16 protein-coding genes and 2 pseudogenes are annotated in these 16,445 nt (G+C 50.2%); 17 read left to right on the top strand and 1 reads right to left on the bottom strand.

Annotated elements, in window-relative coordinates:
• Nucleotides 1-990 (bottom strand): helix-turn-helix domain-containing protein (locus AQR02_RS25750; protein ID WP_245237741.1); only part of this gene is annotated, 990 nt, incomplete at its 3' end.
• Between the two features lie 218 nt (nucleotides 991-1,208).
• Between AQR02_RS25750 and AQR02_RS25745 the strand changes: the two genes are divergently transcribed.
• The 17 genes and pseudogenes from AQR02_RS25745 to AQR02_RS25665 form a co-directional block, all read left to right on the top strand.
• Nucleotides 1,209-2,237, top strand: coding sequence for an agmatine deiminase family protein (locus tag AQR02_RS25745; protein WP_054943220.1), 1,029 nt, complete (start codon nucleotides 1,209-1,211; stop codon nucleotides 2,235-2,237).
• A gap of 28 nt (nucleotides 2,238-2,265) precedes the next feature.
• Nucleotides 2,266-3,141 carry an N-carbamoylputrescine amidase gene (aguB, locus tag AQR02_RS25740; protein ID WP_054943219.1) on the top strand — a complete coding sequence of 292 codons (876 nt, stop codon included), beginning with the start codon at nucleotides 2,266-2,268 and terminating at the stop codon, nucleotides 3,139-3,141.
• A gap of 256 nt (nucleotides 3,142-3,397) precedes the next feature.
• Complete coding sequence (locus AQR02_RS25735) at nucleotides 3,398-4,213, top strand: transporter substrate-binding domain-containing protein (protein WP_054943218.1); 816 nt, start codon at nucleotides 3,398-3,400, stop codon at nucleotides 4,211-4,213.
• Nucleotides 4,214-4,322: 109 nt separating this feature from the next.
• Nucleotides 4,323-4,970: an amino acid ABC transporter permease gene (locus AQR02_RS25730; protein ID WP_054943217.1), complete on the top strand. Its 648-nt coding sequence runs from the start codon at nucleotides 4,323-4,325 to the stop codon at nucleotides 4,968-4,970.
• Between the two features lie 15 nt (nucleotides 4,971-4,985).
• Entirely contained in the window at nucleotides 4,986-5,708 is a 723-nt protein-coding gene (locus AQR02_RS25725; protein WP_054943242.1) for an amino acid ABC transporter ATP-binding protein, read from the top strand.
• A gap of 155 nt (nucleotides 5,709-5,863) precedes the next feature.
• Nucleotides 5,864-6,310 (top strand): tellurite resistance TerB family protein, encoded by a 447-nt coding sequence (locus AQR02_RS25720; RefSeq protein ID WP_054943216.1) that lies wholly within the window; start codon nucleotides 5,864-5,866, stop codon nucleotides 6,308-6,310.
• Nucleotides 6,311-6,434: 124 nt separating this feature from the next.
• Entirely contained in the window at nucleotides 6,435-7,031 is a 597-nt protein-coding gene (locus tag AQR02_RS25715; RefSeq protein ID WP_054943215.1) for a TerD family protein, read from the top strand.
• Nucleotides 7,032-7,057: 26 nt separating this feature from the next.
• Nucleotides 7,058-7,633, top strand: coding sequence for a TerD family protein (locus AQR02_RS25710; protein ID WP_054943214.1), 576 nt, complete (start codon nucleotides 7,058-7,060; stop codon nucleotides 7,631-7,633).
• 23 nt (nucleotides 7,634-7,656) lie between these two features.
• A complete protein-coding gene (locus tag AQR02_RS25705; protein WP_054943213.1) occupies nucleotides 7,657-8,238 on the top strand; it encodes a TerD family protein in 582 nt (193 codons plus the stop codon).
• 87 nt (nucleotides 8,239-8,325) lie between these two features.
• On the top strand, nucleotides 8,326-9,621 hold the full coding sequence (locus tag AQR02_RS25700; RefSeq protein WP_054943212.1) for a TerD family protein: 1,296 nt from the start codon (nucleotides 8,326-8,328) through the stop codon (nucleotides 9,619-9,621).
• A gap of 28 nt (nucleotides 9,622-9,649) precedes the next feature.
• The gene (locus tag AQR02_RS25695; protein ID WP_054943211.1) at nucleotides 9,650-10,393 is read left to right on the top strand and encodes a TerC family protein; all 744 of its coding nucleotides are present in this window, start codon (nucleotides 9,650-9,652) and stop codon (nucleotides 10,391-10,393) included.
• A gap of 213 nt (nucleotides 10,394-10,606) precedes the next feature.
• Nucleotides 10,607-11,797: an HpcH/HpaI aldolase/citrate lyase family protein gene (locus AQR02_RS25690; protein WP_054943210.1), complete on the top strand. Its 1,191-nt coding sequence runs from the start codon at nucleotides 10,607-10,609 to the stop codon at nucleotides 11,795-11,797.
• Nucleotides 11,798-11,873: 76 nt separating this feature from the next.
• A complete protein-coding gene (locus AQR02_RS25685; protein ID WP_054943241.1) occupies nucleotides 11,874-13,178 on the top strand; it encodes a phosphoribosyltransferase family protein in 1,305 nt (434 codons plus the stop codon).
• Nucleotides 13,162-14,323 (top strand): annotated as a pseudogene (locus AQR02_RS25680) (cysteine protease StiP family protein). The gene AQR02_RS25685 and the pseudogene AQR02_RS25680 overlap by 17 nt, the downstream one beginning before the upstream one ends.
• Nucleotides 14,320-15,153: an HAD family hydrolase gene (locus AQR02_RS25675; RefSeq protein ID WP_054943209.1), complete on the top strand. Its 834-nt coding sequence runs from the start codon at nucleotides 14,320-14,322 to the stop codon at nucleotides 15,151-15,153. Before AQR02_RS25680 ends, AQR02_RS25675 begins: the two are co-directional and overlap by 4 nt.
• A complete protein-coding gene (locus tag AQR02_RS25670; protein WP_054943208.1) occupies nucleotides 15,150-16,205 on the top strand; it encodes an ATP-grasp domain-containing protein in 1,056 nt (351 codons plus the stop codon). Before AQR02_RS25675 ends, AQR02_RS25670 begins: the two co-directional genes overlap by 4 nt.
• A gap of 34 nt (nucleotides 16,206-16,239) precedes the next feature.
• Nucleotides 16,240-16,445, top strand: a pseudogene (locus AQR02_RS25665) (hypothetical protein); the annotation flags it as partial.

Below are 16,445 nucleotides of genomic sequence, written 5' to 3'. Positions count from 1 at the left end.
GAAGATCTCGTCTTCCTTGGTTTCAACATAATGTATATATTCAGGCAGTACCTCGACTTCACCGGCCATTAAGCGATATAAATACATATTGGCCGCCGCCCATTCCTGAAACTGCTCCATAACCCGCTGTTCTTCTTGGCTGTATGGAGTATTTACCCAGCTCATATCAGAGTATAAGGAAGCATGATATAGAGCGTTATCATAATTGCCGAGTTCATCGGAAACCAGTGACCGCAATAAATGTGCATACAATATATAGTAAATAAGCGGTCGTGCAGGCTGCTTCTGGGTGCTTTCCTTTTTTGTAGTTTGTTTATACTGCAGCCTGGCTTTTTGGCCTAAAAGCTCGGCTAGCTCATCAACCTTCTCCCAGCGGTGCATGGAGGCATATACATCGGCCAGATGCTTAAGCGCATCGAGCTGATCGGCTTCGTCCAGGCGTTCTACATAAGGTTCAAATTGATTGGCGGCATGCAGGTTCGCATCCTGGCTCTCACTGAGCCCGATTGTAAACAGTCTATACCGGCAGAGGGCAAGTCGTTCGGAATGCTGGAAACGTTCACCTTCCGCGACACTTTCGTATATCAGTGCAGCGGCGGCATGGCTGCCCTGTTTGAACAGCTCTTCGGCCGTATCAAACAGCATGGGAGAGTAAATCAGCTTGTCCATAATGTGCTGGACTACACGGTGGATGCAATCGAGTTTATTCAGTTCTGCGCACCGCTGTAGGAGAGGTCCGATCCGCCGCCAGTCCGGAGCGCCGTTAATAATGTAATTATCGACATACAGTTCATAAAAATAGCCCTCAGGCAGATCCATGGCTATGGTGATTCGGTCAAGCTGCTGCATTGCAATCGGACGATGTCCCTGGATCACATTACTTAGTGTACCGGAATTCATTCCCGAGCGCGCGGCAAATTTTGAAATCGTCAAAGCTTCTCTTTTCATGTAATCTTCGAGCTCTGTTAGGATCGTTGATGCAGGTTCCAAGTCATGACCACCTTTCACGCTGTAGGTCCGGCAATTATAATTGTATATCTTCCAGTATTATACAAAATCTAACGATGGTCAATATTAGAGATACGTCGTATATGTGAACATGCTGTTTTCTGGCAATTGAGCGTGTCACCAGTTTATTGTATGATGGGTAAGGAGCTTTTTAGTAGTTATAGTCCGCTCCAAATTTAACCAGTAGAGGTAGCTAACGAATGTATCCTAAAGATTTGAACTATACAATGCCCGCGGAATGGGACAAGCATGAACGGACCTTCATCTCCTGGCCGGTGCAGGCGTCGATGGTATTTCCGGATAACTATAAAGCTGTAAGCGAAGGCTATACTGAGATTATACAGGCGATTGCCGAGTTTGAGCCAGTAACAGTTATAGTAAATCCTGAAGAACAGGCAGCGGTGGAGGCTCTGGGCCTTGGAGCCAATGTAACGCTTTTGCCGATCCGGCATAATGATGCCTGGCTGCGTGATAACGGGCCGACGTTTGTTGCGGCTAGGGACGGGAAGCTCGCCGGCGTGAACTGGAAGTTCAATGCCTGGGGCGGCAAATATATGCCTTGGGACCTCGATGATGAGGTGGCCCCGCAGATTCTGGAGCAGCTGCAGGTTGAACGGTTTGATGCACCGCTGGTCATGGAGGGAGGCTCGATCCACACCGATGGGGAAGGAACTCTGATTACCACGGAGGAGTGCCTGCTTAATACCAACCGCAATCCCGAGCTTAGCCGCGAAGAAATTGAGGATTATGTGCGCAAATTCACTGGTGCAGAGTCGATTATCTGGCTGAAACGCGGTCTCAGCGGCGACGAGACGGACGGACATGTCGATAATATAGCTTGTTTTGCCGCCCCGGGCAAAGTAATTATCCAGGTATGTGAGGATCCGCAGGACGAGAATTATGAGATTACCCGGGAGAATCTGCGTATTCTGGAGAATGCAGTGGATGCTAAGGGCCGGAAACTGGAGATTATCCGGATTGCCCAGCCTCCGCGGGTTGATTATGAGGACAGCCGTCTGACGCTCAGCTACTTGAATTTTTATTTTGTCAACGGAGGCATCATCCTGCCGGTATTCGGCGGTACGGCTGCAGAGACGGATAAGCTGGCCGAGCAGCAGCTGGCCGGGCTCTTCCCTGACCGCAGAATCCGCACGGTGAACGGTATGGCCGTGATTGGTGAGGGCGGAAATGTGCACTGCACTACCCAGCAGATGCCGGCAAGGAAATAATTGAATTATGGCAAGGAGGACTAACAACGTGAGAAAAGTAAAGGTAGCCGCAACACAAATGAGCTGTTCCGGCGACATTGATGAGAATATCCGCAAGGCTGAAGTCCTGGTTAGAGAAGCGGCGTCACAGGGAGCACAGATTATTTTGCTGCAGGAGCTGTTCGAAACACCGTATTTCTGCCAGAAGGAGAAGTCCGATTATTACGCATATGCCACTGAGCTTGAGCACAACAAAGCCGTGAACCATTTCAAGGCGGTTGCCAAAGAGCTGCAAGTGGTGCTGCCCATCAGCTTTTATGAGAAGAAAAACTATGCGCGCTACAATTCGCTGGCGGTCATTGATGCCGACGGAACCGTAATGGGCAAGTACCGCAAGAGTCACATTCCGGACGGTCCCGGTTATGAGGAGAAGTTCTACTTTAATCCCGGTGATACCGGCTTCAAGGTATGGAATACCCGCTATGCCAAAATCGGCGTAGGCGTCTGCTGGGACCAGTGGTATCCGGAAGCGGCCAGAGTGATGAGCCTGATGGGGGCGGAAATTCTGTTCTACCCGACAGCCATCGGTTCAGAGCCGCAGGACGGCTCCATTGATTCTAAGGACCACTGGCAGACCTGCATGCTGGGTCATGCGGCGGCGAACCTGATCCCCGTCGTGGCTTCCAACCGGATTGGTGAAGAAACAGACGAGGAATCCAGCATTAACTTCTACGGTTCCTCGTTCATCGCCGGCCCGCAGGGCAATAAGATTGTCGAAGCCGGACGGAATGAGCAGGCGGTACTGGTCAGCGAATTCGATCTGGATGCCCTTGAGGTCGGCCGGATTGAATGGGGGATTTTCCGCGACCGCCGTCCCGAGCTGTACCGGATGATTGCTTCCTATGACGGCGATCTGACGTTTTAAAGGATAAGAATTTATAGGCTTCACCCTTAAGTCGGCCTTCTCTATTGGCCGGCTATGTGTTATAAGGCTATCTCCGCGGAGATAGCCTTTTTTTGTGTACCGGGAGTGTCAAATCTGGGGGGAGGCAGTAAATGTTACAATCTATCGATAATATGTCATGTAATCTAACACAAATAAGAAAAGTTAATTGTCACCACTGCTTTAATCTGATAAAATCTCTTTAAGTATTTTACAAAAACAGTAGGGGGATTGGAATATGGGGATCGGAAAAAAGTGGGCCATGTCAGCTTTAGCTGCATGCTTCGTACTTACGATGGCGGGCTGCAGCTCGAATAACAATGCGGCAAGCAATGGTGCTGCGGGTGAAATGATCAAATTCGCCAGCGACGCCAGCTATGCCCCGATGGAGTATATGGATACGGATACCATTAAGGGCTTTGACATTGATTTCATCAAAGCGGTTATGGAAGAAGCGGGGATTAAATACTCGGTAACCAATACGGGCTGGGATACCATGCTTACAAGCGTGAAGCAGGGGACGGAATATCAGGCCGGTCTTTCTTCGGTATCCATCACGGATGAACGTAAGGAAACCTATGACTACTCCATCCCTTATTTTGAATCGACGAACATGATCATGGTCAAAGAAGGCAGTGACATCAAGAACGCTCTGGACCTGAAGGATAAAGTGGTAGCGGTGCAGGGTGCTACGACTGCTGATGAGCTGATGAGCGAAATTATGGGATTCGACAACGCCAACCTGAAGCGCTTTGACAGCAACGCAGTGGCGTTAATGGAATTGAATGCTGGTGGGGCGGACGCGGTTGTGGCGGATATCGCCATCGTGAATGAATATATTAAGAACAATCCGAATGAGAAGCTGACAGGAATTATTGATAAGGAGAACTTCGGTTCCGAGTACTACGGCATCCTTTATCCGAAAGGCAGCGAATGGAAAGCTAAGCTGGACCCGGCGATCAAGGCGATCATCGAGAACGGAAAGTATGCAGAAATCTACAAAACATGGTTCGGGGAAGAGCCGGATACGGCCACTCTTCTGAGCGCTGAGTAAGCAAGGCGGGGAAACAACAAAGCATGCGTAATGATTGCTATTGCGCATGCTTCTTTTTTTGAAGAGAGCAATAGAGAAAGATAGACGCAGAAGAGAAGGGAAGAGTTCTATGGATTTCAGATTTGACATCATCGTTCATTATTTACCGGTTTTATTGCGAGGAACATTGTTTACGATCGGCGTATCCATCGTCTCCATTCTGTTCGGCTCTATTCTGGGGCTGGGGATCGGATTCGGCAAGATGGCGCCGAAGGCCATCTACCGCTGGCCGTTTCATTGTTATATTAACTTTTTTCGGGGAACGCCGCTGTATGTGCAGATTCTGATCGTACACTTCGGGGTGATTCCAGCCTTTTACGGAACGACTAATGTGCTGCTGACTTCGTTTGTGGCGCTTTCGCTGAACTCGGCCGCCTACTCCGCAGAGATTTTCCGCGCAGGTATCCAGTCTATCGATCCCGGGCAGCGTGAAGCGGCATTATCGCTTGGAATGACCAAATGGCAGGCCATGCGCTTTATTATTTTGCCGCAGGCGATCAAACGGATGGTTCCGGCGTTCGGGAATGAATTTATTGTCCTGGTTAAAGATTCCTCACTGCTGGCGCTTATAGCCGCACCTGAAATTATGTTCTGGAGTAATACAATGAAAGGCCAGTATTTTCGAATTTGGGAACCGTATCTGACGGCCGCCCTGATCTATTTCATCCTAACCTATTCCCTCAGCAAGCTGCTCAATTATATCGAACGGAAGGTGTAAGTTCCTATGGAGCCAATTATCTCAGTAAGACATTTGCATAAATCCTTCGGAGCTCACCAGGTACTCACGGATATTAACGTGGATATTCACAGCCGGGAGGTCGTAGTGGTCATCGGGCCTTCGGGTTCGGGGAAATCGACCTTTTTACGCTGTCTCAATTTGCTGGAGCAGCCGCAGAACGGCGATATAATTATTGAAGGCACTTCCTTGATGGCCAAAAGCACAAGGATTAACGATATCCGTACAGAGGTTGGCATGGTGTTTCAGCAGTTCAATCTGTTTCCGCACAAAAAGGTGATCGAGAATATTATGCTGGCACCGATGCAGGTCCGTAAGTGGCCGGAGGACAAGGCGCGGCAGAAGGCACTGGAGCTGCTGCAAAAGGTAGGCTTAAGCGAAAAGGCAGAGATGTACCCCGCTTCTCTCTCCGGCGGTCAGTCACAGCGTGTAGCGATCGCCCGTGCGCTTGCCATGGAGCCGAAGATCATGCTCTTTGATGAGCCGACGTCGGCGCTGGACCCGGAAATGGTCGGTGAAGTGCTTGCAGTAATGAAGGACTTGGCCCGTGAGGGGATGACCATGGTTGTGGTTACCCATGAGATGGGGTTTGCCCGCGAAGTAGGGGACCGGGTGCTGTTTATGGAGCAAGGTATTGTCGTAGAGGAAGGTGTCCCGGAGCAGTTGTTTGGCAATCCGTCTCATGAGCGTACCCAGGAGTTTTTGTCGAAGGTTCTGTGAGAATCTGGAAAACTAGAATAATACTTTTCAATCGGTTATATTAGAAGGGTAGGCTGGAGTGTCGACGAATACACCGAATATCTGTCAAAATGACGGAGAGGAGGCTCTCTGATATCTTTAGTTATCATAACTTATAATGATAGAAGGAGAATACGATGAGCACATTTAAAAATTGGTTGAACACGACTAAAAGCGGACTGACTGAACAGGTTAAGAAATTTAAAAATAAAGATTTCATGAATGCAGTCGTTGCGGGCTGCGCCTTAGTGGCTGCTGCAGACGGCAAGATTGAAGAGGCTGAGAAGAACAAAATGGCCGGATACATGAACCTCAGTAACGAACTCAAGGTATTTGATATGAGAGATGTCATTACCCAGTTTAACTTCTACGTCAGCAATTTCGAATTCTCCCCGGAGATCGGTAAACAGGAAGCGCTCAAGTCCATCGCTAAATTTAGCGGCAAACCGGAAGTCGGCCGCGTCATTGTAGGCGTATGCTCTGCCATCGGGGCGGCTGACGGTGATTTTGACGAAAACGAAAAGGCCGTTGTACGGAATATCTGCAGCGTGCTGGGACTCAGTCCAAACGAATTCAGCCTCTAAAGGCTGCTGGATATTTGCCATTAATTCGATGAAACGAAACAGGTTCTTGACCGTATCACTGATATAACATCCTCATGCTAGACTTACAGGCTGTGATTCTTTTCGGAAACGGAGGTACTTGAAATTGGCTGGAATTAATCTGGTAAAAGGTCAGAAGATTGATTTAACTAAAGGTAATGCCGGGCTGTCAAATGTCATTGTAGGTTTGGGCTGGGACCCCGCCGAGCCTGCCCGCGGGTTCTTCGGTGTGAAGAAACAGGCGAACGTGGACTGCGATGCCTCAGCACTGCTGCTTAGTGAGAACGGCAAGCTGGTCAATAAAACGAATCTTGTATGCTTCCACAACAAACAGAATCCGAACAATTCGGTTGTTCACTCCGGGGATAACCTGACCGGTGACGGAGACGGAGACGACGAACAGATCATGGTCAATCTGAAGGCGATCCCTTCCGATGTGCACAAGGTTCTGGTTGTGGTTAATATTTATGATGCCGTCAACCGCAAGCAGGATTTCGGAATGATCAAATCCGCGTACATCCGTATCATGAATGCTGCAGGCAGCGGCGAGCTGGTTCGGTTTAATCTGACGGATAATTACACAGGCTTTACGGCGCTTATATGCGGGGAGCTCTACCGCCATGGCGAGGAATGGAAATTCGCGGCGATCGGTGAAGGATCCCATGCAGCACATATTAATCAACTGGCTGAACGATACATTTAAATCTAATAGAAGAGAGGTTTCTACTCATGGCGATTAATTTATCTAAGGGACAAAAGATTGATTTGACGAAATCCAATCCGGGCTTGACCAAGATTACAGTCGGCCTCGGCTGGGATACCAACAAATATGACGGCGGCAAGGATTTTGACCTTGACGTGTCCGTATTTTTGACCAATGCAAGCGGCAAGGTTGCTAAAGAGACCAACTTCATCTTCTTTAACAATAAGCAGAATGAGAATGGTTCGGTAGTTCACACCGGAGATAACCGCACCGGCGACGGCGAAGGCGATGATGAGCAGATTCAAGTGGATCTTCCTAATATTCCGGCTGACGTGGAGAAGATTGCCTTCACGATCACCATCTATGAAGCTGAGCAGAGAAGCCAGAACTTCGGACAGGTATCCCGTTCGTACGTACGCATCCTGAACGAAGCTAACAGTGAGGAACTGATCCGGTTCGACCTTGGGGAAGACTTCTCCATCGAGACCGGCGTAGTTGTCGGCGAATTGTACCGCAATGCCGGCGAATGGAAATTCAGCGCAATTGGCAGCGGCTACAAGGACGGCCTGGCTGGCCTTACCCGCGACTACGGATTGCAATAAATCAGGAAAGAAGGTTTTAGCCAGTGACAATCAGTCTTTCCAAAGGGCAGCGGATAGATCTTACAAAGACCAATCCGGGTCTTACGAAAGTGGTAGCAGGGCTAGGCTGGGATACGAACAAATATAGCGGAGGCAAAGATTTTGACCTGGATGCTTCAGCATTCCTGCTGCATGAGGACGGCAAGGCTAAGGGTGAGGATGACTTCGTATTTTATAACAACCCGAGCGGTGGCGCAGGCTCCGTAACGCATTCGGGTGATAACCGTACAGGTGCAGGCGATGGGGATGACGAGCAGGTGCTTATTGATTTCAGTAAAGTGCCCGCACATGTCCAGCGTATTGGGGTTACGGTAACCATTTATGACTATGAATCTCGCGGCCAGAATTTCGGACAGGTATCCAATGCGTTCGTGCGTGTAGTCGATGCCGGTAATGATCGCGAAATTCTGCGTTTCGATCTCGGCGAGGACTTTTCAACCGAGACTGCCGTTGTATTCTGCGAGTTTTACCGCAATGGGGCAGACTGGAAATTCCAGGCGGTGGGCAGTGGCTTTACCGGCGGTCTCAGCGCATTATGCAGAAACTACGGGCTGGATGCGCAATAGCGGCTTTAGTCAGCTTCAAAGGCGGGATCCTCAGTGATCCTGCCCTTTTTATACATGAAAGCTATTAGTTTAAAGGTGGCTTAACCAATGAGCGTAGAAGCAGTGAAAGGTCAGAAAGTTGATCTGACCCGTGGAACCCCCGGACTTAAATCTCTGATTGTAGAGATCGGTTGGCGTGCTCCGGCATCAATGGAAATTGATGCTTCTGCTTTTTTACTGGGAGCACAGGCGAAAGTAAGCAGCGATGAGGATCTGATCTTTTATAATAATCCTGTTACGCCTTATATCAGCTATAAGGATATACCGGGTGCCGAAACAAACGGCCTAAAGCACTTCGAAATCGAACTGGACAAGGTCCCCACTGAAACAATGAGGATCGCATTTGCAATTACACTTTATAACGGTGAGAGCCGAAATCAGATGTTCGGGCAAATGGGAGATGCTCATTGCCGGATTCTAAACCGGGTAACCGGCGAGGAAATCATGCGATGTAATCTTGGAAATCATTTCTCTGTGGAAACGGCGGTTGTAGTAGGAGAATTATATAGATACAACAGTGATTGGAAATTCAGCGTCATCGTAGCCGGCTTTGAAGGCGGGCTTGCAGCATTATGCGCCAACTACGGCATTGAGGTGGAGGACGAGCCTGCTCCCCCTGAACCTAAGAGGGCGGGCCCCTCCCTTGAGCCGAGGCCGGCTCCTAAGGCGGAGATTCCTCCAACGTCTCGGGCAGCACCCGTACCGCCGGCCCCGGCGGCCAGTGCTCCCGCGCCTTCGCTGAATCTCAATCTGAAGAAGATTGAACTGAAGAAAAAAGGCGATTCAATTAATCTGAAGAAATCTGCCGCTGGTCTTGGTGAAGTGCTTATTAATCTGAATTGGAACCAGCGGCAAGGCGGAGGATTGTTCAGCCGCAAGGGAGGCGTAGATTTAGACCTCGCTTGCCTCTATGAATTGAAAGATGGAAGAAAGGGTGTTGTTCAGGCATTGGGCAATGCTTTTGGTAATCTTCAGCAGCCGCCCTATGTGATGCTCGATGGCGATGACCGGACAGGCTCCGTGAAATCAGGCGAGAATCTGCGGATCAACGGCAGCAGGGTTGCCGAGATCAAACGGGTATTGATCTTTGCTTTTATCTATAAGGGAGTTACCCATTGGTCTGAAGCAGATGGTGTTGTTACGATTCATCAAGGCGATGGGCCGGATATTATCGTGAATCTGGATGAGCATAACAACCGCAAAGGCATGTGTGCGATTGCGCTTATACAGAACGTCGGTGATGAAACATTCAGTATCGAGCGGCTCGTGCAATATTTCAGCGGCCATCAGGATATGGATCAGGCCTATGGATGGGGATTGCGCTGGGTAGCGGGCAGCAAATAATTTTATTTTTCCGGAGGCGCAATGCGAGATGGATTGGTTTAGTGATTTTTTTAGAAACATCAGTGATAATTATGGGCACTTCTTTTCCTGGAGTGATATAGCCGGAACACTTTCTGACCCGGTGAGCTGGGGTATTATCGGCAGTCTGGTTCTGCTGGAAGGTCTGCTCTCCGCCGATAACGCACTAGTGCTTGCGGTCATGGTTCGGCATCTGCCGAAAGAGCAGCAGAAGAAGGCGTTGTTTTACGGAATATTGGGTGCTTATGTGTTCCGATTCCTGGCTATTGGCCTAGGGACGTATTTAATTGAATTTACGCTCGTCAAAGTTCTGGGTGCCCTGTACCTCTTTTACATTGCTTATAAAGGATTATTTAAAGGCAGCGGAGAAGAAGGACATATGGAGAACAAGGGTGCCTCCTTCTGGAAGACGGTACTCCTTGTTGAATTAATGGATATTGCTTTCAGTATTGACAGTGTTATTGCAGCCTTCGGTCTCAGCAGTGAGGTATGGGTGCTCTTCCTGGGCGGTATTCTCGGCGTACTCATGATGCGTGGCGTGGCCCAAGTGTTCCTGAAGCTGATTGCCAGATTCCCGGAGCTGGAGCAGGCCGCATTCCTGCTCATTGCCATTATTGCCGCTAAGATGCTTGCCGGAGCCTTTGGATTTGAAATGCCGCATGTGGTGTTCTTTACCGTTCTGATTGCGGTCTTTGTGGGAACCATTCTGTATAGTTCCGCGAAGAAAAAGAAGGAAATCGATAAAGAAGCCTAATAGTTATAGCAGTGTCATAGGGAGGGAGACCTTCACAGGGAAGGTGGAGTGCTCCCTCCCGGGTAATCGTATATGTAATAGCTTGGCCTTTGCTTGTATTGGAGAAAGCCGGAAGCCGTCCCCGATAGGACGGCTTAACCGGTTCTGCAGCTCTCTATAAGGAGAGGCTATTCTTTTTTTGAAATAGAAGGATTGATTTAGGGGGAACGGCCTTTGAAATACTTCGATTACCTGACCAAGGAACAAGAAACGTTATTATTCTACTCTCCGCCTGTTACGTTTAACCATAGTACCAGCAAGGAGTTGCTTGCCTATGCCGTTGGGGCAGCGCTTTATATGCCGGCTACCCGCGCCAGCGTCGCCGAAGATATTTTGAAGCTCAGAGGGGCGGGCCTGGTCACGGTAATCATCGATCTGGAGGATGCTATTGGCGATGGAGAGGTCTGTTTCGCTGAAGAGTCGGTGTTTAGGCATCTTTCTTTTCTGTCCGCCTATACCGAGAATGAGCCTGACCCCGAGAACGGCCTCCCGCTGATTTTTATCCGTGTCCGAAGCCCTGAGCAGCTGCAGCAGCTGATTTTCCGGTTGGGTTCACTGATTACGATGCTGACCGGCTTTGTCTTCCCTAAATTCTCGGCAGAGAACGGTGTAGATTTCTTTGAAGCCATTGCCGATTATAACAGCTCGCGCAGCTATTCTGCACCCGTGCTGTACGGTATGCCGATTCTGGAGAGCGCGTCAATTATTTACCGGGAGTGCCGGCTTGACAGCCTGCTTGCTATCCGCAATCTGCTCGGTGATTACCGCGATTATGTGCTGAATGTCAGGATCGGGGCAACCGATTTCTCCAGCCTGTTCGGACTGCGCCGCAGCCCGGATATCAGTATCTATGACCTTACTCCCATCCGTGACTGCATTTCGGATATCATCAATGTATTCGGACGGGTGGAAGAGGGCTATGTCATTTCAGGCCCCGTGTGGGAATATTTCGGCAATAAGGGACACAGGGGACTCCGTACGCAGAGCCAGCAGATCTCTTTTAAGGATGCCTACGGCAGGCCGAATTATTTCTCCAGAGCGATGGAGGGTCTGATCCGTGAAGTAACTTTGGATAAAGAGAACGGCATCATAGGCAAAACGATTATTCATCCTTCCCAGCTTAGACCCGTACAGGCCTTGTATACAGTTAGACATGAGGAGTACGTGGATGCGTTAAGTATTGTGGAGAGTAACGATGGCAGCCGTGGTGTATTTAAAAGTGAATATTTTAACAAAATGAACGAAATTAAGCCGCATCTGAACTGGGCGAAACGTATTTTACTACGATCTCAAGTATACGGGGTGTTACATGAACAACAGCATTTTACCTACTTACTACCCGAGAACGAATATTCACACGTTTAATATTGTTGAAAATCTGCTGGTTACGGTAACCGAAACATCCAACCCCTTTCATATGCCGGTTGAATCGTTATTTTCAATGGCTGCCCGGATTAATAAAAAACGTTCGTTCCTCTTTGTCAGCAAAGTGCTTGGTAAGCATATTCCAGTAAATCCCAATGCCCCGCTGCTTAGCGGAGCTGCACTGGGACTGCTGCTATACCGCGAAATGGGCGGTGAGGCGGGCGGTGATACGATGGACAAGCTGCTGGACCAGGCGGTTCACGGCTTGATTCATCCCCTTTATGCAGAAGAGGCTTACCGTGAACTGCTGGCGGCACGGCTTACGCTTCCGCGTCCCGTCGTCTTTATCGGTTTTGCCGAGACGGCTACCGCTCTGGGTCATAGTATGTACAACATGTTTGCCGGCGGAGCGTCATATATTCATACTACCCGTGAGGATATTCCGGAGATGGAATCGGTTGTCAGCTTTGAAGAAGAGCATTCCCATGCGGTTGACCATCTCTGCTATGCGCTGAATGCGGATCTGCTGTCAGGGGAAGAGCCGGTTATACTGGTGGATGATGAGATTACGACGGGGAATACGGCTATTAACACCATTCGTGATATCCAGTCTAAATTTCCGCGCAGGGAATATGTGGTTGCCTCGCTGCTGGACTGGAGAAGTGATGCTAATATTCAAGCCTACCGGGACCTGGAGCAGGAGCTGGGCGTTAAGATCAAAGCCTTATCGCTGCTGCAGGGAACGATTAATGTAAAAGGTGTGCCTCTCTTAGAGGCGGATGGACGCAAAGGCCGGGTGGATGCTGACACGGGAGTGCCAGTAGTAACTACTTACATGAGAGACAGGCTGGAGCGGCTGATGGTCAGCTCCACTGATTCCTGCGGGGAGATCAATCGCTCGCCTTACCTGAAGCTGAGCGGACGTTTCGGCCTCGAATCGGCCGATAATGTGGCAATAGATCAGGAGGTTACGCGGGTGGCGGAACAGCTGCGCAACCTGCGCGAAGGAAACCGCACACTGGTGATGGGCGTAGGCGAATTCATGTATCTGCCGATGCGGATTGCTGCGGAGATGGGGGAGGGAGTGTCCTACCAGTCCTCTACACGCAGCCCGATTCATCCGGAGCGCAGGCCCGATTACGGGGTGCACAGCGCGTACGCCTATCCATCAGCCGGTGATCCTGCAATCACAAACTACATCTATAATGTGGATCACGGCCAGTATGATGATATTTTTGTAATCTTGGAACGTGAGGTTCCGGATCAGCGGATTAAGCCGATGACAGATATTCTAAAGGGACTGGCGGGCAGCAAAGTGCATCTGATCGTACTGGCTCCTGAACAAGAAGGGGAGGCCGCGGCAGATGAAGGGGACAGATAGTCAGGAGCGTGTGATGCGCCACAGAATAGCACCTCCGGTTCCTATGGGCAGCTACCCCCCGGCAGACGTTACTTTTCTGCTGAAGGATCTCAGCGATATTTCACTGGAGCTGGGGACGGCGGAGCGGGAGAAGGCAATCCAGTCTGGAGTGAGTTATTCCGAGATGCTGCCGGTGGAATATCAGCCAACGGAGCAGTATATTGAGTTGTTCCAGGAGACGCTGCGGGAATCTGCAGCGAAGGTGGCCCTGGCGGTTGCGGTAGTCTCTGAGCGGATTCTGGCTCAGCGGGGAACGGAGGGTACCGTGCTTGTCTCCCGTGGCCCGGGCCGGAACGCCGGTAGGCGTGCTGATCAAACGCTACATCGCCGAAACCTACGGAGCAGAACTGCCGCACTACAGCGTCTCGATTATCCGCGGCAAAGGTCTGGACGAAAACGCCATTCTCTACATTCTGCAGCAGCATGGGACAGAGGCCAAGCTGCAGTTCGTGGATGGCTGGACAGGCAAAGGCGCGATTACCCGTGTCCTTATGGAATCCTGCGCCGGATTTTACAACAAATATGGTGTTGCTTTGAACGATGATCTCGCTGTGCTGGCTGATCCCGGATATTGTTCCGGGACCTATGGAACCAGAGAAGATTATCTGATTCCAAGCGCTTGCCTCAATTCGACGGTGTCAGGCCTGCTGAGCCGTACGGTACAGCGGGATGATCTTATTGGCCCGGGAGACTTTCATGGAGCCAAATTCTACAGAGAATGGCTGGATAACGATTATTCCAATGTATTCATCGGGGCAATTACTCCTTATTTTGCTCCTGTGAGGAAGCAGGCTGTTGCCGTTGCTGAGCAGATGCAGGCCTCTCCGCCGGAGGTATCCTGGCGGGGAATGCGTGACATACAGACCCTTCAGACGAAGTTCGGGATGGATAATATCAATCTGATCAAACCTGGTGTAGGTGAAACAACCCGGGTATTGCTGCGCAGAGTGCCGTGGAAGATTATTGTCGATACTAAGAGCAATCCGAATCTGCGCCATATTCTGCTGCTTGCAGAAGAGCGTGGGGTTCCGGTAGAAGAATACCCGGGGCTGGCCTATTCCTGCTGCGGCATCATCAAGCCGCTCACGGGAGGGGAAGCCGAATGATCTATGCCAGCGATTTGGACCGGACGCTGATTTATTCGCTGGGCGCGCTCTGCGTCCCCGAGGATACCCCGGGGCTTGTGCCTGCCGAGATTATTGAAGGGAAGACAACCGCGTATATTTCCCGTAAGGCTCTGGAACTGCTTCAGGAGCTTACGGCGAACGTTATTTTCATGCCGGTAACTACACGTACAATAGCGGAATACAAGCGGATTAACCTGTTCCAGGAGACGCTTATCCCGGATTATGCGGTCACCAGCAACGGAGGAAATATCCTTGTGGGCGGAGTGGTAGATCAAGAGTGGCGGAGTCATATCGGCGGGCTGGTGGAGCAGAATTCTGCTGCGGCAGCAGAAGTGAGGGAGATTGTCCGTTCTGTAGTGCATACAGATTGGATTATCAGCGAGCGTTACTGTGATGAGCTGTTCTATACGTATATGGTATATCGTGATCTTCTGCCGTTGGATGAGATTAACCATATGTCCGAGCGCTTGCACGGACTGGGCTGGAGAGTTTCTCTACAGGGCCGCAAGCTGTACATAGTGCCCGAGGCTGTGAATAAAAGCGATGCCATCATCCATGTGCGGCGCACCGTCCGTTCGGAGCCCATGGTAGCTTCGGGCGATTCGCTGCTGGATAAGAGTCTGCTGGAAAGTGCCGACTATGCCATGGCTCCATGCCACGGAGAAATATTTGCCGAGCAGCAGGTGACTCAAGTAAAATTAAACTATCCTTTTACGCAGCAGAAAGGTGTTTTTGCCGGGGATGAGATCATGTTATATGTAAGGGAGATTTATAACAATCTATCGACATTGGGAGTTGGGCCGAAGTGAAAAAGGTAAATATTTATTTCAACCGCTGGTTTTCCGTGGCTTATCATTATATGAATCTCATCCGCAATAACGAGGATGGTGTTCCTGTACAAATCTTTGCAACCCACCCCGATATCAGGCATATGTCGCTGCAAGGCGCCGATGTCGCCGGTACCGAACCGGCTGTTACAGGCATTGAATACGTACAGTTCTGTATCGATTTTTGCCGCCGTAATGAGATTGATATTTTCATCCCCCGTCTGCATATGATGGATATCGCCCTGCATGCGGCGCAGTTCGATGCGATCGGTACGAAGGTGCTGGTATGCCGTGATCTGGATCTGCTGGAAATGATGCTGGACAAAGGCAAGTTCTATGAAAAGGTTAAGGAAAGCGGAATAATGGAAATTCCTGAATACCATGTAGTCCATACTGCGGAGCAGTTCAAGACGGCATATGAGGATCTTGTAGCCAAGGGACTCCGGGTCTGCTTCAAGCCGACCGAAACCGAAGGGGGCTTAGGTTTCAGGATTATCAACAATAGCCGCAGTCCTCTGCAGGAGCTGTTCGGCTATGTGACGCAGCATATTTCCTTCGATGAAGCCTACCGCGTTCTATCCGGCGCAGAAACCTTCCCCGACCTGATGGTAATGGAGCTGCTGGAAGGTTATGAATACAGTATAGATTGTCTGGCCGATGAGAATGGCAAGCTTCTGGCGGCAGTGCCACGCCGTAAGGATACCGGACGCCTGCGGGTGATGGAGCATATTCCTGAACTGGAGCTTATCGCAGAGCGGGTAGCTGAAACGTACCGGATTCCGTTCAATTTTAATATTCAGATGAAGTATGGCGGTTCCGTTCCCAAGCTGCTGGAGATCAATCCCCGGATGTCGGGAGGTCTTCATGTCTCCTGTCTGTCGGGCATTAATTTTCCATACCTGGCGGTCAAAAGCGCACTGGGCGGTGAGGTCCAGCCTGTCCGCTTCGGTGAGGATGTCTTGGCAAGCCATGTGGAACAGCCGATGATTATGAAAATATTTGCTGAATCTACCATTCAAGACGCTGTGAATTAAGCAAACTGCAGGAAGCCTGCAAGAGGTGAGAATAATGAATTCAAAATCAAAAGTAATACTGTACGCGGCTGCCGGATATGTAGTGGCGGTATTAACCGGCGGTTTCCTGCCGGAGCTGCTCTCCCTGCTGCTGCCGGTAGCCGGAGCTGCGGCCGGCCTTTGGGGCGGCAAGCGCACACGGGTTAACCTCCCTGCGGAGGTTCTTCCGGCCGGACAGGCTCCGGCAGCGGCTTTGCCGGC

The organism is Paenibacillus ihuae (assembly GCF_001368795.1).
Lineage (GTDB): Bacteria > Bacillota > Bacilli > Paenibacillales > Paenibacillaceae > Paenibacillus_AQ > Paenibacillus_AQ ihuae.
Note: the sequence above shows the minus strand (reverse complement) of the source record. Positions and strands in the feature narration are given on the sequence as shown.

Bases quoted from the DNA above. Each gene is read 5' to 3' on its own strand.
- AQR02_RS25735 (WP_054943218.1), top strand. From the start codon at position 3,398: ATGGGGATCGGAAAAAAGTGGGCCATGTCAGCTTTAGCTGCATGCTTC.
- AQR02_RS25745 (WP_054943220.1), top strand. From the start codon at position 1,209: ATGTATCCTAAAGATTTGAACTATACAATGCCCGCGGAATGGGACAAG.
- AQR02_RS25730 (WP_054943217.1), top strand. From the start codon at position 4,323: ATGGATTTCAGATTTGACATCATCGTTCATTATTTACCGGTTTTATTG.
- AQR02_RS25700 (WP_054943212.1), top strand. From the start codon at position 8,326: ATGAGCGTAGAAGCAGTGAAAGGTCAGAAAGTTGATCTGACCCGTGGA.
- AQR02_RS25720 (WP_054943216.1), top strand. From the start codon at position 5,864: ATGAGCACATTTAAAAATTGGTTGAACACGACTAAAAGCGGACTGACT.
- AQR02_RS25695 (WP_054943211.1), top strand. From the start codon at position 9,650: ATGGATTGGTTTAGTGATTTTTTTAGAAACATCAGTGATAATTATGGG.
- AQR02_RS25675 (WP_054943209.1), top strand. From the start codon at position 14,320: ATGATCTATGCCAGCGATTTGGACCGGACGCTGATTTATTCGCTGGGC.
- AQR02_RS25685 (WP_054943241.1), top strand. From the start codon at position 11,874: ATGGCTGCCCGGATTAATAAAAAACGTTCGTTCCTCTTTGTCAGCAAA.
- AQR02_RS25710 (WP_054943214.1), top strand. From the start codon at position 7,058: ATGGCGATTAATTTATCTAAGGGACAAAAGATTGATTTGACGAAATCC.